The sequence below is a fragment of the Bittarella massiliensis (ex Durand et al. 2017) genome, assembly GCF_017566145.1.
GTDB classification, from domain to species: domain Bacteria; phylum Bacillota; class Clostridia; order Oscillospirales; family Ruminococcaceae; genus Bittarella; species Bittarella massiliensis_A.
The window spans coordinates 143,888-165,584 of record NZ_JABFCL010000004.1 but is presented as its reverse complement, the minus strand read 5'-3'; the positions used below and the strand labels follow the sequence as shown (position 1 = coordinate 165,584).

Genomic DNA, 21,697 nt, shown 5'->3' with positions numbered 1-21,697 from the left:
CCGCGTGAGGAGGCGGCTGAGGCGATATGGGGCGCTGCTGCTGCACCTGCGCTACCTGATTTTGCCGCCGCTGGTGGTACTAATGGTGATCCTCCCGGTGTCGGTTCAATTTACCGTGGTGGGACAGGGCGATGTGGCCAGCCTGGAAAAGGCGTGCCGGGGCATCGAGCTTCTGCTGCCTGTGTTTGCCATTTGGTGGCCGGCTTTTGCCCTGCGGGCGGGGATTGAAACGGCTGAGTGGGAGCTCTTTCGCGGCTATACCGGCAGCCGGGGCGCGCAGCTGGGCTTTGTGCTTTTTTGCGACGGCCTGTATTTGCTGCTGGCGGCGGGCTTGTACAGTTGGCTGGCCGGGCAATTCCCGGAAATAGGGGCGCTGGTCTGGATTCATTTTCTCAGAGAGTGCCTCCTGGTCCTGGCTTTTAGCGGCCTGTTTTACGCGCTGGCATACGGTCTGCGCTCCGCGATTTTTTCCCTGGTTCTGCTGTTTGCGTACCGGCTGCTGTCGGGGGCGATTTGGCAGCTGCCAAGTTGGCTGGATCTGTGCGGGGGGCCGGCAGGGCTGGAGACCAGCCTCTTTACTGGCCGGTATGCGGCCATCCTTGCCCTGATTGTGGCCGCCTTTGCCCAGGGGTGGTATTTGGATCGGCATTTTGAGGGGAGCGCTGGCCGCGAAAGGGGCAGAGGGTAGGGGAGAACACCGGGGAAAAGTGGAAAAAGCCCCCGGCAGCGAGTTGCTGCCGGGGGCTTTTGGCAAGGGCGAAAAGAAAAAAGAGCCGCAGAAAAGCGGCTCTTTTTAAATACAGAGCAAACTCCCTAGCGCCGCAGGTGTTTCCAACCGGCAGAGCGGCGCTTGCAGAGGGCGGCGAGGAGGAGAGAGGCGGCGAGGATGGCCAGCCAGGTGGGCAGGGCGGAGGCGTCTCCCGTCTGGGAACCGCTGTCCTCCGGCCCCTGGGCCGGGGGTGTGTCTTCGCCGCCAGAGGGGCCGCCCTCCTCTGGGGCAGGGGGCGTCTGTCCGCCGCCCTCCCCGGCCGGCGGGGTGTCGTCGGCCGGCGGATCGGGGGTCACCGGCTCATCGGGAGCCGGGGGAGCGGGGTCGTCCGGCCCTGGGATCACCGGCTCGTCGGGGCCGGGCTCCACCGGGATTTCGCGGTAGAGGGCGCGGACGGCGGCCGCAGCGCTGGCGGTAAAGGTGGTTTCGGCGGCGGTGGCGTCGGCAAAAGTGCCTTCGCCCGACACCACCTCCCAGCGGTCAAAGACCATCCCCTCGGGGGCCGGGTCGGCGGTGAGGTAGGCGGGCTGGCCGATGAGTTGGCTGCCCGAGCCACTCCCCCCCTCCACCTTGAGAGGGTAGAGGGCGGGCTCGACAGAGACCAGCACTTCAGTGGCGGGCTGGTTGCCGACACCAAAGGTGCGGCCGCCGCCCTCGAGGGGGATGACCTCACCGCCCTGGGGCTGGGCGATGGTGGGGGGAGTGGCCTCGGGGTTTTCCGGCGCGAAGGCGATCTCCCCCTCGGTTTGAACGGCGGGGGCCCCACCGCAGGAGAGGGCGTGGAAGAACTTTTCCTTAGAGGCGGGGTCCCAATCGGCGAATTCCCCGTCAAAGAGGAAGACGCCTCCTCCAGCGACAACGGCGGGAATGGGGGTATTTTCCCCGGCAGCGGGGAGAGCGCGGGCGAAGATTTGGGAATTGCCGCCGATGTGCAACTCCCCCTCGGTTTGAAGGGGCGTTTCTCCCACCGCACAGATATTGAGGTGGGAGGAGTCGACCCGCAGCCAAGAGTCCTTGTATTGGGAGTGCAGGATGACTGGCCCCGACGCCTTCACATTGCTGTTTACAAATACCATAGGGGTGTCGGTCCCCTCAATTCGGGTGCAGGAGAGGGCGGTGTTGAGAATCCGCACCTCCTGGCCAATGACTTTTTGACAGGTGACGCTGTCAAAATCGGCGAGCTGTAAACTCCACGCGGAGGAGATGTCCCCGTCCACCGCGAGGGAAGCTGTCCCGTCATATGGAACCGACAAATAGAGGCCGCTGTGCTCACTTGTACAGGAAGTCAGATGGTTGGCCCCCTTAAAACTGACAGTGGTGCCACTCATGAGTTGTCCTGCATTGTCGAGGGATTCCAGAGTGACAGAATAGGCCCCCTGGTCCACTTCCATAAAGGTGGTGTTGAGGGCAGCTTCGGCGATCTGAATGTGTACATCCCCCAACACTGGACCGCTGAGGGTGCGCTCATCTTTGAGAACGGTGAGGGTGCGGGTGGCGGGGTCGTAGGTGTAGTCGCTTCCCTCCACCCCTGGCTGTCCTCCCCAAGTCGCCGTTATGGTCAGCGGAGGCAGGTAACGTGCTTCCAGCCGGTCAAAGCCGGCGGAGACGGTGTGGGTGGCGCTTCCGTCCACCAAGTCTAGGGGGGCGCCGTTGCAGGTGATGGCGAGAGGGTCGCTCCCGGCGGCGGTGAGGGTGAGGGTGTCCCCCTCCTTGCAGTAGAGGCCGTCAAAATCCCCCTGTCCGGAGATGTGCCTGCCCGTCGGGGCGGAGAGGGCGAGGGCCTGGGAGGCGCTGCCGCCCACCTCCACCCGGCGGTAGACAGCGCCCACAGACCCGCCGGTGAGGGTGGGCTGGTCTGTTCCGGCGGCGGCGAGACAGGCAGTCTCGGCCGTCAGGCCGTCCGCCTGGGAAGCGCCCAGCAAAACGGCCGACTCCACCGCGCAGCTGCTTCTGCCGGGGCAACTGAAATTCCCCCCATCCAAGTACAGGGTGGAGATGGCGGTGTCAAAAACGGGGTTTGCCACGTAATTGACAGCGCCCAGGGTGGGGCGGGCGCCCTCCTCCCCCCTCACCACCGCGACCCCTACCGAGGTGTGGGCGCTGGCGCCGGTGCTGGCGTCGCCCAGGTAGAAGTAGTAGTCGCCGGGCAGCAAGGTCAGGCTGTCGATGCGGGCGCCCGCACATACCAGCTGGGGCACCTGCCCACAGGAGCGAAAGGAGAGGGAGGTGATGGAGCTGCCCGCCGAGCAGGAGAAGCGGGTGTTTCGCAGGGCGTCGGCATCCATCGCCTCAAAGGTGCAGCGCTCAATGTGCCCGCTGTTGTAGAGGCGGGCGGAGAGGACCGTCACCTCTCCGGCCGTGGCGCCGCTCTCGCAGGAAAAGGAGGCGGTGAAGTTCTGCACCGTGATGCGGTTGACCTGGCCGGTGAGGGTGAAGCGCCTGTCCTGCTGGAGGATCTTGCCCTCCCCCTCGGCGATGAGGACGCCGCCGCAGGTCACCTCCTGCTCCAGGACCAGTTCCCCCCGCACCAGCAAAACGGCCCCCTCTTCGATGGTGACGGGGCCGGTGGGGACAATTCGCTCCCCCGCCGGGACAGCGTAGGTGTTCCCCGCCGTCAAGGTGGTCAGCTCGGGGGTGAGGGGGATTTCCTCCCCCGCCGCCGAGGGGGAGAGCCACAGGATGCCGGCGAGGGCCAGCAGAGCCAGGGCGGCGGCCAGAGCGCCGGCCCAGTGCCGCAGTGTGAGACGCGCGTGTTTCACGAGAGGTAGCCTCCTTAAACAGGGAAATTCGGCAAATCGTCAGGCCCGTCAAAGAAGGTGTGCTTTTCCGTTCTCACCCAAGCCACACAAAAAATTGCCATATTGGTCGATTGATCCGCTGGGTCAATCGATTTTTTTGTTGTTTTTTCCCCTTTTGATGGTGCATCCCCGTTCAGAAGGGCCGAACGGAAAAGCACACGTTTTATCCAGTATACAGGGTTCGCCAAAAGAAGACAAGGATTTTGCGGGGCGGCGGGGGAATTTCCCCCTTTTGGCCGGTGTGCGTTGCAGTGCTTTCCGCCGCCGCGGCATTTTTTGCGGAGGGTGCAAAAAGGCGCAGGGCGGGCCCAAAAGCCCGCCCTGCGCCCGGCAGTCGGTTTTGCAAAATGTCGTTTTACAGCACCACGATCTCGCTGTCGCGGATGTGGGAAGAGCCCTCGGGGGTGTGCCAGACAGCCCCCTCGTAAGCGCGGAAGGGGGGCGCTCCCTTGAGTTCGGAGATAAAGGCGCCGATGAAGTCGTAGGGCAGGTGGCTGACGATGGGCCGCACCCAGGTGTGCGCGGGGGTGGGCAGGGCGATGATGTGGGCCCCTTCGGCAAAGGTGCCGGGGGCGCAGTCGGTGATCACATAGACCTTGCGGCCGATGTTCACCGCGCACTGCACCAGCTCCTTGGTGCGGGAGAGAGAGGGGGAATCGGCGAAGATGGTGATAAAGGTGCCCAGGGTGGAGGGCTCCTCGGTGAAGTAGTTGATGTGGCACCAGTCCTCGCAGTCGTCCCCGGTGACGAGGCCGCCGAAGAACTCCACCATCTTGGCCTGGCCGAAGACGGCGGTGGAGCGGCTCTCCCCGTCGGACACAAAGTCAAAGGCGCGGCAGTTCTGCAGCTCCTGCGCGGCGGCGAAACAGGTCTCCTCCATCGCGGGCAGGGCAGCGGCCGCCTGGTCCAGGTGCGCGGTGATGCAGGCGTTGAACTGCTCGTGGGTGAGGTTGTTGGCCCCGCCCACCCGGCCGATGTGGTGGGCCAGGCAGAAGAGCGCCAGGGTGGAGGCCACATAGGAGCAGACCCCGGGGGCGGGCTCCAGCTGGGGCATCCCCAGGGGGAGGACATAGTTGGCAGAAGAGGCCACCGGCGACTCGGGGTTGTCGGAGATGGCCAGAGCGACCCCGCCGTGTTTCACCGCCCGCTGCAGGCATTCGGCCACCCGGCTGACAGTGCCCGAGATGCTGATGCCGATGACCAGGGCCCCCTCGATCTTCTCGGCGGGGAGGTGGCGGGCAAAGTCGGTGGCCTTGACGGCGGTGCACTTCACCCCCGACAGGGCCTGAAAGGCCGGCAGGGCCGAGAGCCCGGCCAGATAGGAGTCGCCGCAACCGGTGATGTACACCCTGTGAACGGCCAGCAGCTCCTCTGCGGGGATGACCTCGCTGATTTTGGGGGCGGCCATGTTCTGTAAGATCAATCTGCCGAATTCGGGGGTGTAGCGGCTTTGGCGCGCGCCGGCGCTGTCGTACTGTTTTCTGTCCATCTGGCGTTACCTCCTAAAAATTCCGCCGGATAGCGGCGGAGATTGGGTTCATATTCCCAATCAGTATAACACAAATGGGGGAGAGGGGGCCGCCAAAATTTCAGCCCTCTTTTTGTCGATTCTGGCGGAGGAAGGGGAAAAAGAAGGGGCAAAAAACAGTTGACGTTTTGCCGGGCTGGGCATATACTATTAATTAGTTGGCTAATGATTAACCGATTTATATTTAGCTGGCAAACGGTGTTTTGCCGTATCCCTCCACGCTGGCGGGGGGAGACGGCGGCCCCTCTGCCGGCAGGGGAGGAGAGACCCATGGGAGACAAACTCAGAAGTATTGTCTGGCGAATCAACCGGCTGCAGGTGCTCCACCGCATCTACCTGAGCCGGGCCGCGCTGGAAAATGGCCTCTACTTTGGGCAGCTGCCCATCCTCGAAAACATCATGGACCACGACCTCTGCACCCAGAAGGAGCTGGCCGCCTGGATGCGCATCTCCGCCCCCTCCATCGCCACCTCGGTCAAGCGGCTGCAAAAGCACGAGCTGGTGGAGAAGCGCAGCGACCCCGAGGACCTGCGCTGCACCCGGCTGCACGTCACCGAGAAGGGGCGGGCCTACGCCGCTTCCAGCCGGGCGGCCTTTGACCAGGTGGACGAGCGGCTCTTTGCCGGGTTCACCCCGCAGGAGTTGGAGCAGCTGCAGGGCCTTTTGGACCGGATGATCGACAATCTGGGCAGCGAGTACCGCGACCGCCCCTGGTGGGAGCTGATGGACACCGCCCGCTCCCTGCGCCACCAAGTAGAACAGGAGGAGGAAAAGGATGGTTAGACAACTGGCCCCCTACACGAAAAAATACCTTTTGTACATGATCTTAGCGCCCATCTCGGTCATCTTCGAGGTGCTGTTGGAAATTCGCATCCCCTACTACATGTCCAAAATTGTGGACGTGGGCATTGGCACCGGGGACATGGACTACGTGCTGCGCACCGGGGGGATGATGGTGCTGATGGCGCTGTTGGGGCTCTGTTTTGGGGCCACCAGTTCCCGCTTCGCCTCCATGGCCGGCATGGGCTTTGGCAGCGAGTTGCGGCGGGGGCTGTTTGAGAAGGTGCAGTCCTTCTCCTTTGCCAACGTGGACAAATTCAGCACCGCCTCCCTCATCACCCGGCTGACCACCGACGTGCAGACCATTCAGATGGCCTTTATGATGACCATCCGCATGCTGGTGCGCGCCCCGGTGATGCTGGTGGGGGCCACCATCATGGCGGTGCAGATCAACGGGGAACTGGCCCTGATATTCCTGGTGGCCATCCCCGTCCTCGCCGGCCTCCTGGCCCTGATCGCCGTCAAGGCCTACCCCCAATTTCGCAAGATGCTCGACCGCTACGACAACCTCAACGCCTCGGTGCAGGAAAACCTCATCGCCATCCGGGTGGTGAAGGCCTTTGCCCGCTCCGAATTTGAAAAGGGCAAGTTCAAAGACGCCAACGACGCCCTCACCGCCGCCCAGCGCAAGGCCGAGCGGATTCTCAACTGGAACATGCCGGTGATGCAGCTGACCGTTTACAGCTGCATCGTGGCCATCCTCTGGTTCGGCGGGCAGAAGATCGTGGTGGGCAACATGCAGACAGGCGAGCTCATCAGCTTTGTCAGCTATGTCAACCAGATCCTCATGTCCCTGATGATGATCGCCAACGTCTTTGTCAACCTGGTGATGAGCCGGGCCTCCCTCCAGCGCATCTCCGACGTGCTGGCCGAGGAGCCGGACATCCGGGACGGCAGCGGCGAGGCCCAGGCGGCCGACGGCTCCATCGACTTTGAAAACGTCTCCTTCAAGTACAATAAAGACGCTTCCGAGAAGGTGCTCGAGGGAGTCAACCTCCACATCGCCTCCGGGCAGATGGTGGGGATCATCGGCGGCACCGGCAGCGCCAAGAGCACCCTGGTGCAGCTGATCCCCCGCCTCTACGACGTGAGCGAGGGCCGCGTCCTGGTGGGCGGCCGGGACGTGCGCGAGTACAAGATCGCTGACTTGCGCCAGGCCGTGGGGATGGTGCTGCAGAAAAACGTCCTCTTCTCCGGCACCATCCGCGACAATTTGAAGTGGGGCGACGGGGCGGCCAGCGACGAGGAGATCACAGCCGCCGCCCGGGCCGCCCAGGCCGACGACTTTGTGCAGTCCTTCCCCGACGGGTATGACACCGACCTGGGGCAGGGGGGCGTCAACGTCTCCGGCGGGCAGAAACAGCGCCTCTGCATTGCCCGGGCACTGCTGAAAAAGCCGAAGATCCTCATTCTCGACGACTCCACCAGCGCCGTGGACACCGCCACCGACGCCCGCATCCGCCAGGCCTTCGCCACCGATTTGGCGGGGACCACCAAGATCATCATCGCCCAGCGGATCACCTCGGTCTGCGACTGCGACCAGATCATCGTCATGGACGGCGGGAAAATCGCGGCCGTGGGGACCCACGATCAACTGATGGAGACCAGCGACATTTACCGGGACGTCTACGAGTCCCAGCAGAAGGGGGTGGCCTAGGATGCCGAGACCGCGCACCAATTTTCAAAAACCCAAAGACGCCAAAAAGACCCTGGGCCGCATCTTCGGCTACATGCTCCACCGCAAGTGGATGCTGTTAACGGTGCTCTTCACCGTGGCCGTCAGCTCGGGGGCCGGGGTGGTGGGCAACTACCTGCTCAAGCCGGTCATCAACGAGGGGATCATCCCCCTCATCGGCGCGGCCAACCCCGACTTTGGCCCCCTGATCCGGCTGCTGTGCACCATGGGGGCGGTCTACCTCTGCGGGGCGGCCTGCACCTTTGCCACCAACCGGATGATGATGCTGGTCTCCACCGGCACCCTCAACGAAATTCGCAAAGACCTGTTTGAACACCTGCAGGACCTGCCCATCCGCTACTTTGACACCCGCACCCACGGCGAGACCATGAGCCGTTTCACCAACGACGTGGACACCCTGCGGGAGGCCCTCACCATGGGGGTCACCCAGCTCATCACCTCCACGGTGACGGTGGTGGGCACCTTCACCATGATGCTGGTGCTCAGCCCCCTGCTGACGCTGTTGATCGTGGCCATGCTGGCGGTGATGTTCTTGATCATCAAGTTCGTCACCAAGCGCAGCGCCCACTTCTACAAACTGCAGCAAAAGGAGTTGGGGAGCGTCAACGGCTACATCGAGGAGATGATCGAGGGCCAGAAGGTGGTCAAGGTCTTCTGCCACGAGGAGGAGGTCAAGGGCGAGTTTGCCCGCCGCAACGAGAACCTCCGCCAGGCGGCCACCAACGCCAACACCTTCGCCAACATCCTGATGCCCATCATGGGCAATCTCTCCTACGTCAACTACGCCATGACCGCCGCCGTGGGCGCGTTCCTGGTGATCACCGGGGGGATGGACCTGGGGTCGGTGGCCTCCTTCCTGCAGTACACCCGCTCCTTCTCCCACCCCATCACCATGATCTCCCAGCAGTTCAACGTCATCCTCGCCGCCCTGGCCGGGGCCGAGCGGATCTTCGAGGTCATCGACGAGGAGCCCGAGGCCGACGACGGCTACGTGCAGCTGGTCTTTGCCGAGGAGGGGCCAAACGGCGAGATCGTGGAGTGCGACCACCACACCGGAAAGTGGGCCTGGAAGCACCCCCACGGCGACGGCACCCTCACCTACACCTGGCTGCGGGGGGACGTGCAGTTTGACGACGTGACCTTTGGCTACGACGAGAAAAAGACCGTCCTCAACCACGTGAGCCTCTACGCCAACCCCGGGCAGAAGATCGCCTTTGTGGGCTCTACCGGCGCGGGCAAGACCACCATCACCAACCTCATCAACCGCTTTTACGACGTGCCCGACGGCAAGATCCGCTACGACGGCATCAACATCGGCAAGATCAAAAAGGCCGACCTCCGCCGCAGCCTGGCCATGGTGCTGCAGGACACCCACCTCTTCACCGGCACCGTGCGGGAGAACATCCGCTACGGCAACCTCCACGCCAGCGACGAGCAGGTGGAGGAGGCGGCCAAGCTGGCCAACGCCGACGGCTTCATCCGCCATCTGCCCCAGGGGTACGACACCATGCTCCACTCCGACGGGGCCAACCTCTCCCAGGGGCAGCGGCAGCTGCTGGCCATTGCCCGGGCGGCGGTGGCCAACCCGCCGGTGCTGATCCTGGACGAGGCCACCTCCTCCATCGACACCCGCACCGAGGCCCTGATCGAGCGGGGGATGGACCGGCTGATGCAGGGGCGCACCGTCTTTGTCATCGCCCACCGGCTCTCCACCGTCCGCAACTCCAACTGCATCATGGTGCTGGAACACGGCGAGATCATCGAGCGGGGCAGCCATGAGGAGCTGTTGGCCCAAAAGGGCAAATACTATCAGCTCTACACCGGCCAGTTTGAGCTGGAGTAACGGGAGACGGGCCCCGGTCCAAACGGGCCATAAACCAGAGAGACCGCGGTGCACCGGCCCGGCCGGACACGGCCTCTGCCCAAAAGGCGCTTGACGGCCGCCGCCGGTCGCGCGCGGCGCCCCCTGTTCCTCTGCGGTCATGCCGCAGAGGAACAGGGGGCGTTTTTGCGCCTGTGGAGACTTTCTCCGGTTGGGTGGTATCTGCCCGCCTGCCCTTGAGCGGGGAGGGGCGCTATCCCGGCCTGGTCCCCCCGCCCCCGTGGCGCGAAAGGCCCTGAAAGACGCCGAGCGGGGCCGGGACCAGTCGGTCTGCACCCCCTATGTCAAGTGGATGCACCTGGTCGCCAAACTCCTCCCCCAAAGGGCGGTGATGTGGGGGTGGACCAGGTCGGTGCGGCGGTATTTGTGACCTCCTCTCCTCCGCCCTTGTCCTCGCCCGTGCGGGCGAGGACTGCCAAACCGAGGCCAAATGGGCAAACAAAGAGGGCGGGGCCTCCCCCAGGGGAAGCCCCGCCCTCTTTTGCCGAAAAAACCAGCGCTTACGCGCCCACCAGCTCCTTGGTCTCCTCCAGCGCGTAGGAGAGCTGGTCGGGGCAGGAGGTGCCGCCCCGGCACTGGGTGCCCCGCAGCAGCTCGATCACGTCGTCCACCTTGCGGCCGACGCAGAGCTTGGACACCCCGGCGGTATTGCCGGCACAGCCGCCCACAAACGCCACGCTCTTGATGATCCCGTCCTCCACCTCGACGGTGATCTGACGGGAGCAAACGCCTTTGGGAATATAGGTGTGTTTCATTTTACAGTCTCTCCTTTTTGCCTTTCAGTATGATCGCCAGCTGGTCGCCGGCGGTGTTGCCGGTGCCCAGCGGGTTGTCCTTTTGGGGGGCGTGGCCGTGGTAATCGGTCCCGCCGGTGACCAGCAGCCCGTATTCCGCCGCCAGCTGCCGCAGCCGGGCCTTGTCCGCCTCGGTGTTGCGGGGGTGGTTGATCTCCAGCCCGTCGACAGTCCCCTCCCGGCAGAGGGCCTCGGCCAGCGCCATGCTCCGGTAGACCGAGGGGTGGGCCAGCACCACCCAGCCGCCGCTGCGGCGGGCGATCTCCAGCACCTCGTAGACGCTGGGGTAGTCGATGGGCTCAAAACAGCTGCCGGTGCCGGGGTCAAAGAGCTGGTGGAAGAGGGGTCCGCCGTAGCGGGCGTCCTCGGCCACCCCCTTTTGCTGCAGGGCCTGCATCATGTGGGGTTTGTAGAGGCACTCGCTGTCGTAACTGCGGGCAAAAATCTCCTCCAGCGTCAGCTGGGGGTAGAGGGCGCAGAGCCGCCGGGCCATGACAAAGCCGGATCTCATCCGCGCCCGCCTCGTCCGCTCGCAGAGGGCCTCGATCTCCGCGGTGTCCCGGGGCAGGTAGCACAAAACGTGTACGCTGCGGCCGTTGGCCGGGTCCCTGGCCGACAGCTCGATCCCCTTGATGACTTCCAGGCCGTAGCCCGCCGCCAGTTCGGCGGCGTAGTCGTAGCCGTGAAAGGTCTCGTGGTCGGTGATGGCCAGGTGGCTAAGCCCCGCCTGGCGGGCCAGTTTCAGCAGCTGGGGGATCTCCATGGCCCCGTCGGAAAACCGGCTGTGGCAGTGCAAATCGGCGAGCATGGCGTCTCTCTCCCTCCTCTTGACGGTGGATTTCCCAAAAAGTATACGACAAAAGCCCGAAAAAGTCCAGCGGGGTAAGGGGGAAGGGAGGTGTTCGCCCCTTCCCCTGCCGCGGCAGGGAAAAATAGGTTTGGACAAACCCCCGCCCCTCCCGTATAATAGAAGGGAACCATTCGGGGCCGCCGCCCCGCCAAAGAGAGGGGGTCGTCCATCCTGTACCAGCTCAACTACCACTCCTACGCCCAGGCCGCCGCTGTCCCGCAGCGGGCGCTGCAGCTGATGGCTGCCGGCTGCCCGCAGGAGATGGCCCAGGTGTTTTGCCACATCCTCGCCGCCCAGCCCGCCACCATCGCCCCGCTGGAACTCTCCCAGCAGCTGGGGCTGAGCGTGCTGCAGGTCGACCGGGCGCTGGAGTGGTGGGCCGGCCAGGGACTGCTGGTGCGCAGCGAGGCCCCGGCCCCCCAGGCCGAGCCGGTCAAAACCGCCGCCATCGGCACCACCGCCCGCCTCTCCCGGCAGGAGGTCAACGCCATTGCCGCCGACAGCGAGGAGGTACAGTTTTTGTTGGGGGAGTGCCAGTCGGTCTTCGGCCGCCCCATCTCCCCCACCGAGGCCAACATGCTCGTCAGCCTCCACGCCCTGCACGGGCTGCCGGTGGCGGTGATCCTCATGCTGGTGGGCTACTGCCGCTCGGTGGGCCGCTGCAAGGTGGGCTATATCGAGCGCACCGGCATCGGCTGGCTGGAGAGCGGCATCGACACGGTGGAGAAGGCGGACGCCCACATCCAAAAGCTGCTGCGCAGCCGGGATGCCCAGGAGCGGGTGCGCGCCCTCTTCGGCATCCACGACCGGGTCCTCACCAAGAAGGAGGAGCAGTTTTGCTACACCTGGCTGGAGGAGTACGGCTTCCCCGACGAGGTGGTGAAGGAGGCCTTTGAGATCTGCGTCGACCGCAAGGGCAAGGTGCTCTTCTCCTACATCCACTCCATCCTCAAGTCCTGGTACCTCAAGGGCTACCGCACCCTGGGGGAGGTGCAGGCCGAAAAGCGGCCCGCCGCCCCCGGCAACAGGGGGAAGGGATTTGCCCCCTCCTTCGACGTGGCCGCCCTGGACCAGTCCCGCACCCGCCTGCCGACCGCCAAAAAGAGAGAGGGGGAATAGCCGATGGCCTACGAAAAAGCCGTCTATGACCGGGTCCACCAGATCCTGTCCCAGCGCCGCCGCGCCGCCTTTGAGGAACAGGCCCGCCGCCGGCGGCAGTGCTACGAGAGCTGCCCCCGCCTGGCCCAGGTGGACGGGCAGCTGCGCCGCACCGGGGCCGGGGTGGCCAAGGCCGTCATCTCCTCGGGCGCCGACCGGGGGGAACTGCTGGAGGGGCTGCGCCAGCGGGGGGCCGCCCTCGCCGAGGAGAAAGCCCGCCTCCTGCGGGAAAACGGCTGGCCGGAGGACTACCTCAAGCCCCCCTTCACCTGTCCCGACTGCCAGGACACCGGCGCGGTGGGCACCCGCCGCTGCCACTGCTACGGCGCCCTTTTGCGCCAGGTGGAGGCCGAGCGGATCAACCGCCAGTCAGGGCTGCGGCTGTGCTCCTTCGACAGCTTTGATCTGCGCTATTACAGCAGGGAGGGCCGCCCCGGCGACACCCCCTTTGAGGTGATGGGGGAGGTGCTGGCCTACTGTAGGGACTACGCCGCCCACTTTGACCTGCACAGCCCCAACCTGCTGATGATGGGGGCCACCGGGCTGGGCAAGACCCACCTCTCCCTGGCCATTGCCAGCCAGGTCATCCAGAGGGGGTTCTCCGCCCTCTACGGCAGCTTCGGCAACTTCGTCGCCATCCTGGAAAAAGAGAAGTTCGGCGCCGACCGGCAGGGGGACACCCTGGCCTCCCTGCTGGGCTGCGACCTGCTCATCCTCGACGACCTGGGCAGCGAGTTCTCCACCCCCTTTGCCGTCTCCACCCTCTACACCCTGGTCAACACCCGGCTCTCCGCCGGGCGGCCCACCATCGTCAACACCAACCTCACCTTCGCCGAAATTTCCCAGGCCTACACCGACCGCATCACCTCCCGCCTGGCGGGCTCCTATGTGGACGTCCGCTTTGTGGGCAGTGACGTGCGCCTGGCCATGAAAAACGGCCTTTAAAGGCCGTGGACGGGGCCGCCTCTTTCCAGCGGGAGGGGCGGCCTTCTCCCAGCTGTGCCGCCAGCGGGGGAAAACCTGCCCGGTTTGACTGACGGCGGTTGGACAGAAGAAAAGCCCGGCGCGCAGCTCTCGCTGTGCGCCGGGCTCTTTTCAAGCGACTAAACCATAAGCCGGGTTCTGTCATGTGTGACGATCTATCTCGACTGCGCGTCGCCGCGCAGCTCTAGCCACCTTGTCGAGGACGGGTCGGGCGCCCATCTGCCCTCTGTGCGGTGTTGCTCCGGGTAGGGTTTACAGAGCCGCACAGTCTCCTGTGCGCTGGTGAGCTCTTACCTCGCCTTTCCATCCTTACCGGGGGGCTCCCCCCGGCGGTTTCTTTCTGTTGCACTTTCCCTAAAGTCGCCTTCGGCTGCCGTTAGCAGTTACCCTTGCCCGATGGAGCCCGGACTTTCCTCACGCGGGCCCTTTCGAGCCTCGCGCGCCGCCACATGGTCTACTCGCTGGAAAACAAAGATCAGTTGCTCAGGGGGACGCCGTTGGCGTCGGTGCCGATGGAGCCGGTGAGGATCAAGATCCCCTCGATAAAGCCCCAGAGGCTGGCGATGCCACAGCTGCACAGGGTCAAAACCAGCTGCAAGACCGCCTTGCCGGTGTAGCCCAGGTAGAAGTTGTGGGCGCCAAAGCCGCCCAGGAGGATGCCCAGCACCCCCGCCGCCACCTTGGACTTCTGGGGGTAGCCCGGCACGTACTGGCGCGCCCCGCAGTAGGGGCAGACGGCAGTGCCCGCGGGCAGGAAGTTGTTGCAGGTGCTGCAGTAGTGCCCCTGGCCCTGCTGCTGATAGGCCCCCTGGCCCTGCTGCTGGTGGGGCTGCTGATAGGGCTGCCCCTGCTGCTGGTACCCGCTGGACTGCTGCCCCCCGGCCCCCTGGCCGGGGTCTTTGGCGCAGCCGCAGACCGGGCAGAAGGTGGCGTCGTCGGGGAGATATGCGCCGCACTGTTTACAGGTCATAGCGATGTTCCTTTCGCGCGCGGGCCTTGCCGCCCGCAGCTTTGTCGTTTGCAGTTGTCTCGCTGTTGGAGCGTGTTTATTATAGCAGGAGTTGGCCCCCTTCGCAAGCCAAACCGCCACTTTGCAATTTTGGATGGGCGGTTCTTGCAATTTTTCACAAAGCAGAACCGCTTTGCCGCCCAGTGAACTATAAAATGCTCTGAAAGTGGCGGCGATTGGCGGCTTTCTCGCAAAAACAGTTGCATTGGCGGGGTTTCCCGCAGTACAATAACTCCATACTGTACCGATATAAAGTATGAAAGCACACCCTGCGGGGAGAAGAAGGAGGAAATGAGTATGTCCTTTCAAAGCGAGTACCTCACCACAGTCTACGACGCCGTCTGCAAGAGAAATGCCGGGGAGCCGGAGTTTTTGCAGGCCGTGCGCGAGGTGTTGGAGTCCCTGGAGCCGGTGATTCAGGCCCGGCCCGAGATCGAGAAGTGGGGCGTGATCGAGCGGATGGTCGAGCCCGAGCGGATGATCGTCTTTCGCGTCCCCTGGGTCGACGACAGCGGCAAGGTGCAGGTCAACCGGGGCTTTCGGGTCCAGTTCAACTCGGCCATCGGCCCCTACAAGGGCGGCCTGCGGCTGCACCCCACCGTCAACGCCTCGGTCATCAAGTTCCTGGGCTTTGAGCAGGTGTTCAAAAACAGCCTGACCGGGCTGCCCATGGGCGGCGGCAAGGGCGGGTCCGACTTTGACCCCAAGGGCAAGTCCGACCTGGAGATCATGCGCTTTTGCCAGAGCTTTATGACCGAGCTCTACCGCCACATCGGCCCCGACACCGACGTGCCCGCCGGGGACATCGGCGTGGGCGCCCGGGAGGTGGGCTATCTCTTCGGCCAGTACAAGCGGCTGAAAAACGAGTTCACCGGCGTCCTCACCGGCAAGGGCCTCACCTACGGGGGCAGCCTGGTGCGCACCGAGGCCACCGGCTACGGCCTGTGCTACTTCACCCAGGAGATGCTCGCCGAGATGAAGGGCGACTCCTTCGCCGGGAAGACGGTGGTCATCTCCGGCTCGGGCAACGTGGCCATCTACGCCGCCCAGAAGGCGACCGAGTTGGGGGCCAAGGTCATCGCCCTCTCCGACTCCGCCGGCTACATCGTCGACGAGGGGGGGGTCGACCTGGCGGTCGTCAAGCAGATCAAAGAGGTGGAGCGCGGGCGCATCCGCGAGTACGCCGCCCGGGTGTCCGGCGCCACCTACACCGAGGGCAGCCGCGGCATCTGGAACACCCCCTGCGACATCGCCCTCCCCTGCGCCACCCAGAACGAGCTGGACGCCGCCGGCGCCGCCGCCCTCATCAAAAACGGGGTGATGGCCGTGGCCGAGGGGGCCAACATGCCCTCCACCCCCGAGGCCGTCGAGGCCTTCCTGCAAGCCGGCGTTCTCTTTGGGCCCGCCAAGGCCGCCAACGCCGGCGGGGTGGCCACCTCCGGGCTGGAGATGAGCCAGAACTCCATGCGCTACAGCTGGAGCGCCGAAGAGGTGGACCAGAAGCTGCAAACCATCATGGTGGGCATCTTCCACAGCGCCTACGCGGCTGCCGAGAAATACGGCCGCCGGGGCAACCTGGTGGTGGGGGCCAACATCGCCGGCTTCACCAAGGTCTGCGACGCCATGCTGGCCCAGGGGGTCGCCTACTAGGGCCCTCTCTCCCGCCCGGCGCGCGATTGACAACCGCCCTGCGCGTGTTACAATGGAAAAAAGCCATGAAAAAAGGAGAGAGTACCATGAGCGAGATCAAATTTGAGCGGGCCGCCGCCCTCAAGGCCAAACCCCAAGACGAGAGCAAGCTGGGCTTCGGCTCGATCTTTACCGACTACATGTTTGTGATGGAGTACACCGAGGGCCAGGGCTGGCACGACCCCGTCATCAAGCCCTACGGCCCCCTGCCGCTGGACCCGTCCGCCATGTGCCTGCACTACGGGCAGGAGGTCTTTGAGGGGATGAAGGCCTATCGCGCCGCCGACGGCCGCATCCTCCTCTTCCGCCCGGAGGAGAACTTCAAGCGGCTCAACACCTCCTGCGAGCGGCTGTGCATCCCCAAAGTGGACGAGGCCTTCTGCCTGAAGGCCCTGGAGCAGCTGGTGGAGATCGAGCGCGACTGGGTGCCCCACATCCCCGACGCCTCCCTCTACATCCGCCCCTTCATCATCGCCACCGAGGGCAAGCTGGGGGTGCACGCCTCAAACAGCTATTACTACGTGGTGGTCCTCTCCCCCTCCGGCCCCTACTACGCCGCCGGGCTCGACCCGGTCAAAATCTACGTCGAGAAGTCCTATGTCCGCGCTGTGCGGGGCGGGATGGGTTTTGCCAAGACCGGCGGCAACTACGCCGCCAGCCTCAAGGCGCAGGAGGAGGCGTCTGAGCAGAAATACGCCCAGGTCCTCTGGCTCGACGGGGTCGAGCGGCGCTACATCGAGGAGGTGGGCGCCATGAACATCTTCTTCGTCATCGGCGACGAGGTGGTGACCCCCGCCCTGCAGGGGAGCATCCTCCCCGGCATCACCCGCAAATCCGCCCTGGAGCTGATGGCCAGTTGGGGGCTGAAAGTCAGCGAGCGCCGCCTGGCCATCGACGAGGTGGCCGAGGCCTACGACAAGGGCTTGCTGGGGGAGTGCTTTGGCACCGGCACCGCCGCCGTGGTCTCCCCGGTGGGCGAGCTCAAGTGGGGCGACAAGGTGATGGAGATCGGCGGCGGCCAGATCGGCCCTGTCTCCCAGCGCCTCTACGACACCCTCACCGGCATTCAGTGGGGCAAGATCGAGGGCCCTGCCGGCTGGTCGGTGGAAGTCTGCAAGTAAATAGAGAGAACAAATCCCCTGTGCCCCAGCGCACAGGCGAGGCCCTGGCAGAGGTGTAGCCGGGGCCTCGCTTTTTGCCCTCGCGCAGGGGGAAAGAGGGGAGAGAGAAGGGGAACCGCGCCCGGCGGTTCCCCTTTTTGCACCTGTCAGCGGCGCTTTCTCCGCCGCAGGAACCAGTCCAGCAGCAGCCCGTATCCCAGGTAGCTCAAGACGAAGAGCAGGTAGTAGGGCAGATGCCTTCCCAGCACCTGCCAGCGGGTGAGGCCCACCCCGTCGGAGAGGGGGGAGATCACCCCCGGCGCCAGCCAGTGCAGCAGGGCGGTGAGGGGCAGGTTGGCCAGGGGCAGCAGGTTCTGCCAGCGGGAGGTGGTCAGGACACACTCCCTCGCCAGCACCAGCAGAGCGCCGGCTGTCGGAAACCAGAGCCCGCAGCGGGCGTACCATCGCTTCACAGTTCTTTCCTCCTGCTTTATTGATCGGCCGTTTGGCTCGGCGCTTTCCCTTCCTCGTCCCGCTCCCAGCCGATCCAGGGGGCGCGGGAAAAGGGCTCGTTCCCCATCTGCCGCCCCTTTTGGTACTGCAGGGGGGTCACCCCAAAGCGGCGTCGGAAGGCGGCGCAGAAGGCGCGGTAGTCGGCAAAGCCCGCCGCCAGGGCCAGGTCCAAAAGCCCGCCTTCCCAGCCGCCCAGCTGTCCCAGTGCCCAGTCCAACCGCAGGGACTGCAGGTGGGCCTTGAAGCCGGTGCCCAGGCAGCGCCGGAACAGCCGCGACAGATGGGCTGCCGAGAGCCCCAGCGCCGCCGCCGTCCCCTCCAAGCTCACCGGCTCCCGAAAGTGCCCGGCCAAAAAGTCCAGGGCCTGGCGGCAGCGCTCCCACTGGCGGACGCTCCCCTCGCCCGGGGGAACGTCTGCCGCCCGGCAGTCGCCCACTGGGCCGCATCTGCTCCCAAATGGCCTCTGTCATGGCCCTTTAGCCCCCTTCTCTCTGCCTTTAGGATAGCCGAAAGGAGGGCAAAACACAACGGAAAAACGCAAATTTTGCTTATTTTTTGGGGGGAATGGGAAGGAAAGTCTCCCTCCCATTGCGGTACAATGCAGTCAGAGATCGCCATCCGCCCGCCGTGGGGCGTGGCGGCAGGAAAAGGAGGGCAAAAAATGTACCAAATCGAAGAGATCCTGCAGAAGATGACCCTGGCTGAGAAGGCCCGCCTCTGCACCGGCGCCACCCACTGGAAGACGGTGGCCATGCCCCAGTACGGGGTGCCCAGCCTGGTGATGGCCGACGGCACCAGCGGCCTGCGGCTGCAGCGGGGGAGCGAGGACAAGGAGGAAAACGACCTCTACGAGAACGTGATGTTTTTCTCCTTTGACAGCGAAGAGGCCCTGGCCCGCACCATCCCCAGCACCTGCTACCCGGCGGGCTCGGCCCTGGCCTGTTCCTGGAACCCCGAGCTGGCCCGGGAGGTGGGCGCCGCCATCGCCGAGGAGTGCAAGTCCCAGGGGGTGGGGATGCTCCTGGGCCCGGGGATGAACCTGCGCCGCCACCCCCTGGCCGGCCGCGGGTTTGAGTACTATTCAGAGGACCCGGTCCTCTCGGGGGAGATGGCCGCCGGGATGGTGGAGGGGATCCAGAGCGGCGGGGTGGCCGCCTGTATCAAACACTTCGCCTGCAACAACGCCGACTACAAGCGCACCTGGATCGACTCGGTGGTGGAGCCCCGCGCCCTGCACGAAATCTACCTCGCCGGTTTCGAGCGGGCGGTGCGAAAGGCCCGCCCCTGCGCGGTGATGGGGGCCTACAACAAGGTAGGCGGGGTGCAGGCCTGCGAGAACGAGGAGCTGCTCACCCACATCCTGCGGGAGCAGTGGGGCTTTGACGGCCTGGTGATGAGCGACTGGGTGGCGGTCAAACACTCCAAAGAGGCATTCAAGGCCGGGCTCAACTTTCAAATGCCCCCCAGCCAAAGCTGTGTCGACGCCCTCATTGCCGGGGTGGAGGACGGCAGCATCCCCGCCGGGCGGCTGGACGAGAGCTGCCGGCAGATTCTCAAGCTGGTGCTGCAATACAGCAAGGAGGGGAAGGAGCGCCCCCAGATCGACTGGCAGGCCCACCACCAGCTGGCCCGCAAGGCGGCCGCCCAGTGCGCCGTGCTGCTGAAAAATGACGGGGTCCTCCCCCTGGGGCCGGGGGTGAAAAAGGTGGCGGTGCTGGGCAACCTGGCCCAAAAGCCCCAGTTCAACGGCACCGGCTGCGCCGCCATCAACGCCCGCTGCCCCGACATCCCCCTCGACGAGCTGGCCGCCCTGGCCGCCCCCGGCTGCCAGCTGCAGTTCGCCCCGGGCTACACCGCCGACTACCGGACCGACCCCGCCCTGCTGGCCGAGGCGGCGAAGGCCGCGGCAGAAGCCGAGGTGGCCTTGGTCTTTGCCGGCGCCTTCCTCCCCCCCGAGGACGACGACTTTAACCGCAAGAGTATGGACCTGGAGCCCGCCACCGAGGCCCTCATCGAGGCGGTGGCCGCGGTGCAGCCCAACACGGTGGTGCTGCTCTACAACGGCGAGTCGGTGGCCATGCCCTGGATCGACCGGGTGGCCGGGGTGCTGGAGCTCTGGTTTTCCGGCGAGGGCAGCGGCCGCGCCGCCGCCGAGATCGTCTGGGGGCTGCAAAACCCCAGCGGCCGGCTGCCGGTGACCCTGCCGAAACGGCTGGAGGACACCCCGGCCTACCTCAACTTCCCCGGCGCGGGGGACAGCCACTTCTACTGCGAGGGCATCTACGCCGGCTACCGCTACTACGACAAAAAGCGGGTGGAGCCCCTCTACCCCTTTGGCTACGGCCTCTCCTACACCGACTTTGCTTACAGCGACCCCCGGCTCTCCAGCCGGGAACTGGCGCTGCCCGGCCGGGTCTGTTTTTCCTGCCAGGTGGAGAACACCGGCTCCGTGGCCGGGACAGAGGTGGTGCAGCTCTACCTGCGCGACCGCTGCTCCAAACTGCCCCGCCCCGAGCGGGAGCTAAAGGCCTTCTGCCGGGTGGAGCTGGCCCCCGGGGAGAAAAAGCGGGTGGAGATCTGGCTGGACAGCCGGGACTTCTGCTACTATGACCCGGATTGCGGCTGGGTGGCCGACAGCGGCGAATATTTGCTGCAGGTGGGCCCCCACTCCCGGGACATCCGCCTGGAGGAGCGGCTGCAGCTTGTCAGCGACCGGGCGGCCCCCTTTGTCATGACCAGCGACACCCACTACACCGATTTGCTGGAAAACCCCACCGCCCGCCGGGTCTTTTACGACTACCTGGTGGAGAAGGGGCTGCTGTTGCCCGAACAGATCGGCCCCGCGCTGGACGAGCACTTCAAGCTCATCTTCTGGGGGATGGCCCAGCACCTGGACGGCGCCACCGGCAACCGCTTCACCCCGGCCATGGCCGAAGAGCTGACGGCCAAGATCAACGCCGCCCTGGCCGCCGGGAGATAGCGCTTCCCCCGCCGCCCAAAAGCGGCGGCCACAGTCCCGCCAAAGCGCGGCAGAGCCGCTGTCCCGGCCATCCGGGCGGCGGCTTTTTGCTTTTTTCGGCCGGATGCGCTATACTGATTTTTGTTTTGCGCCGCGCGCGGAGAGGGGAGGGGAGAGCGGTGCGCCGATTCGTCTACCCCATCGGCCCGGCGGAGGCCGGGCGGACGGTCAAGTCCCTTTTAAAGGGAAAGGGGTATTCCAGCCGGGCCCTGACCCGCCTGAAAAAAGACCCCCTGGGCCTATTGCGCAACGGGGCGCACGTCCGCACCGTGGACCTGCTCTGCGAGGGGGACAGGCTGGAAGTCACCCTGCGGGAGGAGGCCAACACCTACGCCCGCTGCGACACCCCGGTCCCCATCCTCTGGGAGGACGAGGACTTCATCGCCTTTGACAAGCCGGCGGGGATGCCCTGCCACACCTCCTGGGCCCACCCGGCCGACACCCTGGCCAATGTCTTTGCCGCCCACTGCGACCGGCTGGGGACGCAGGCCCCCTTTCGGGTGCTGGGGCGGCTGGATCAGGACACCACCGGCTGCGTGCTGGTGGCCAAAAACCAGTTGGCGGCCTCCCTGCTGGTGGCCCGCCCGGCCTGGGTGAAAAAGGTCTACCTGGCGGCGGTGTCCGGCGACCTCCAACCCCCTGCGGGGACGGTGGACGCCCCCATCGCCCGGGCGGGGGAGGACAGCGGCCTGCGCCGGGTGGACCCGGCCGGGCAGCGGGCGGTGACCCACTACCGCACCCTGGGCCCCCTGCCCGGCGGGCGCAGCCTGCTGGCCTTTTCCCTGGAGACCGGGCGCACCCACCAGATCCGGGTGCACATGGCCCACCTGGGCCACCCCCTGGTGGGCGACGCCCTCTACGGCGGGGACTGTGCCGCCCTCCCCCGGCAGGCCCTGCACTGCGCGGGCCTGGCCTTTTTTCACCCGCAAAGGGGCGGGTGGGTGCGGCTGTTTGCCCCCCTGCCGCCGGACATGGCCGCCCTCTGCGGTCCGGTGGGGGAGGAAAGCCTCCCCTTTTGGCGGCAAAAAGACCTGGAATAGGGGCAAATAGGGTCTCTTGACAGGGGAA

The 21,697-nt window shown here is 65.4% G+C and carries 18 protein-coding genes and 1 other RNA gene; 11 read left to right on the top strand and 8 right to left on the bottom strand.

Translation table 11 applies throughout. The features are described from left to right. The first annotated feature begins 4 nt into the window (after window positions 1-4). Window positions 5-688, top strand: a complete 684-nt coding sequence (locus HJY11_RS06840; protein ID WP_208075243.1) for a hypothetical protein — start codon at window positions 5-7, stop codon at window positions 686-688. 125 nt (window positions 689-813) lie between these two features. On the opposite strand, the gene HJY11_RS06835 is transcribed toward HJY11_RS06840, so the two are convergent. Both HJY11_RS06835 and HJY11_RS06830 read right to left on the bottom strand, forming a co-directional pair. After that, window positions 814-3,528, bottom strand: coding sequence for a hypothetical protein (locus HJY11_RS06835; protein WP_208075242.1), 2,715 nt, complete (start codon window positions 3,526-3,528; stop codon window positions 814-816). Window positions 3,529-3,922: 394 nt separating this feature from the next. After that, a complete protein-coding gene (locus HJY11_RS06830; RefSeq protein ID WP_208075241.1) occupies window positions 3,923-5,056 on the bottom strand; it encodes an SIS domain-containing protein in 1,134 nt (377 codons plus the stop codon). Window positions 5,057-5,365: 309 nt separating this feature from the next. Between HJY11_RS06830 and HJY11_RS06825 the strand changes: the two genes are divergently transcribed. From HJY11_RS06825 to HJY11_RS06810, 4 genes are all read left to right on the top strand, one after another. Further along, on the top strand, window positions 5,366-5,878 hold the full coding sequence (locus tag HJY11_RS06825; RefSeq protein WP_208075240.1) for a MarR family winged helix-turn-helix transcriptional regulator: 513 nt from the start codon (window positions 5,366-5,368) through the stop codon (window positions 5,876-5,878). Then, window positions 5,871-7,592: an ABC transporter ATP-binding protein gene (locus HJY11_RS06820; protein WP_208075239.1), complete on the top strand. Its 1,722-nt coding sequence runs from the start codon at window positions 5,871-5,873 to the stop codon at window positions 7,590-7,592. The genes HJY11_RS06825 and HJY11_RS06820 overlap by 8 nt, the downstream gene beginning before the upstream one ends. 1 nt (window position 7,593) lies before the next feature. Further along, window positions 7,594-9,474, top strand: coding sequence for an ABC transporter ATP-binding protein (locus tag HJY11_RS06815; RefSeq protein ID WP_208075238.1), 1,881 nt, complete (start codon window positions 7,594-7,596; stop codon window positions 9,472-9,474). A gap of 259 nt (window positions 9,475-9,733) precedes the next feature. After that, window positions 9,734-9,883, top strand: coding sequence for a hypothetical protein (locus HJY11_RS06810; protein WP_208075237.1), 150 nt, complete (start codon window positions 9,734-9,736; stop codon window positions 9,881-9,883). A gap of 130 nt (window positions 9,884-10,013) precedes the next feature. Here HJY11_RS06810 and HJY11_RS06805 read toward each other — a convergent pair whose 3' ends face one another. Both HJY11_RS06805 and HJY11_RS06800 read right to left on the bottom strand, forming a co-directional pair. After that, window positions 10,014-10,268: a TIGR03905 family TSCPD domain-containing protein gene (locus HJY11_RS06805; RefSeq protein WP_208075236.1), complete on the bottom strand. Its 255-nt coding sequence runs from the start codon at window positions 10,266-10,268 to the stop codon at window positions 10,014-10,016. 1 nt (window position 10,269) lies between these two features. After that, window positions 10,270-11,115: a PHP domain-containing protein gene (locus tag HJY11_RS06800; RefSeq protein ID WP_208075235.1), complete on the bottom strand. Its 846-nt coding sequence runs from the start codon at window positions 11,113-11,115 to the stop codon at window positions 10,270-10,272. A gap of 279 nt (window positions 11,116-11,394) precedes the next feature. Here HJY11_RS06800 and HJY11_RS06795 point away from each other — a divergent pair, with 279 nt between their 5' ends. Further along, on the top strand, window positions 11,395-12,276 hold the full coding sequence (locus HJY11_RS06795) for a DnaD domain protein (RefSeq protein WP_208075234.1): 882 nt from the start codon (window positions 11,395-11,397) through the stop codon (window positions 12,274-12,276). A gap of 3 nt (window positions 12,277-12,279) precedes the next feature. After that, complete coding sequence (locus HJY11_RS06790) at window positions 12,280-13,260, top strand: ATP-binding protein (RefSeq protein WP_208075233.1); 981 nt, start codon at window positions 12,280-12,282, stop codon at window positions 13,258-13,260. Between the two features lie 151 nt (window positions 13,261-13,411). Here HJY11_RS06790 and rnpB read toward each other — a convergent pair. Continuing rightward, window positions 13,412-13,760, bottom strand: an RNA gene (gene rnpB, locus HJY11_RS06785) — RNase P RNA component class A. Window positions 13,761-13,774: 14 nt separating this feature from the next. Beyond that, entirely contained in the window at window positions 13,775-14,269 is a 495-nt protein-coding gene (locus HJY11_RS06780) for a TM2 domain-containing protein (protein ID WP_208075232.1), read from the bottom strand. A 336-nt stretch (window positions 14,270-14,605) separates the two neighbouring features. Here HJY11_RS06780 and gdhA point away from each other — a divergent pair, with 336 nt between their 5' ends. Further along, a complete protein-coding gene (gdhA, locus tag HJY11_RS06775; RefSeq protein ID WP_208075231.1) occupies window positions 14,606-15,958 on the top strand; it encodes an NADP-specific glutamate dehydrogenase in 1,353 nt (450 codons plus the stop codon). Between the two features lie 86 nt (window positions 15,959-16,044). Then, complete coding sequence (locus HJY11_RS06770; RefSeq protein ID WP_208075230.1) at window positions 16,045-17,118, top strand: branched-chain amino acid aminotransferase; 1,074 nt, start codon at window positions 16,045-16,047, stop codon at window positions 17,116-17,118. Between the two features lie 146 nt (window positions 17,119-17,264). Here HJY11_RS06770 and HJY11_RS06765 read toward each other — a convergent pair whose 3' ends face one another. Together HJY11_RS06765 and HJY11_RS06760 are read right to left on the bottom strand one after the other, a co-directional pair. Next, entirely contained in the window at window positions 17,265-17,570 is a 306-nt protein-coding gene (locus tag HJY11_RS06765) for a hypothetical protein (RefSeq protein WP_208075229.1), read from the bottom strand. Window positions 17,571-17,587: 17 nt separating this feature from the next. Next, window positions 17,588-18,046 (bottom strand): helix-turn-helix transcriptional regulator, encoded by a 459-nt coding sequence (locus tag HJY11_RS06760; RefSeq protein ID WP_208075228.1) that lies wholly within the window; start codon window positions 18,044-18,046, stop codon window positions 17,588-17,590. 225 nt (window positions 18,047-18,271) lie between these two features. Between HJY11_RS06760 and HJY11_RS06755 the strand changes: the two genes are divergently transcribed. After that, window positions 18,272-20,590: a beta-glucosidase family protein gene (locus HJY11_RS06755; protein WP_208075227.1), complete on the top strand. Its 2,319-nt coding sequence runs from the start codon at window positions 18,272-18,274 to the stop codon at window positions 20,588-20,590. 158 nt (window positions 20,591-20,748) lie between these two features. Beyond that, window positions 20,749-21,669 carry an RluA family pseudouridine synthase gene (locus tag HJY11_RS06750; RefSeq protein WP_208075226.1) on the top strand — a complete coding sequence of 307 codons (921 nt, stop codon included), beginning with the start codon at window positions 20,749-20,751 and terminating at the stop codon, window positions 21,667-21,669. The last annotated feature ends 28 nt before the right edge of the window (window positions 21,670-21,697 follow it).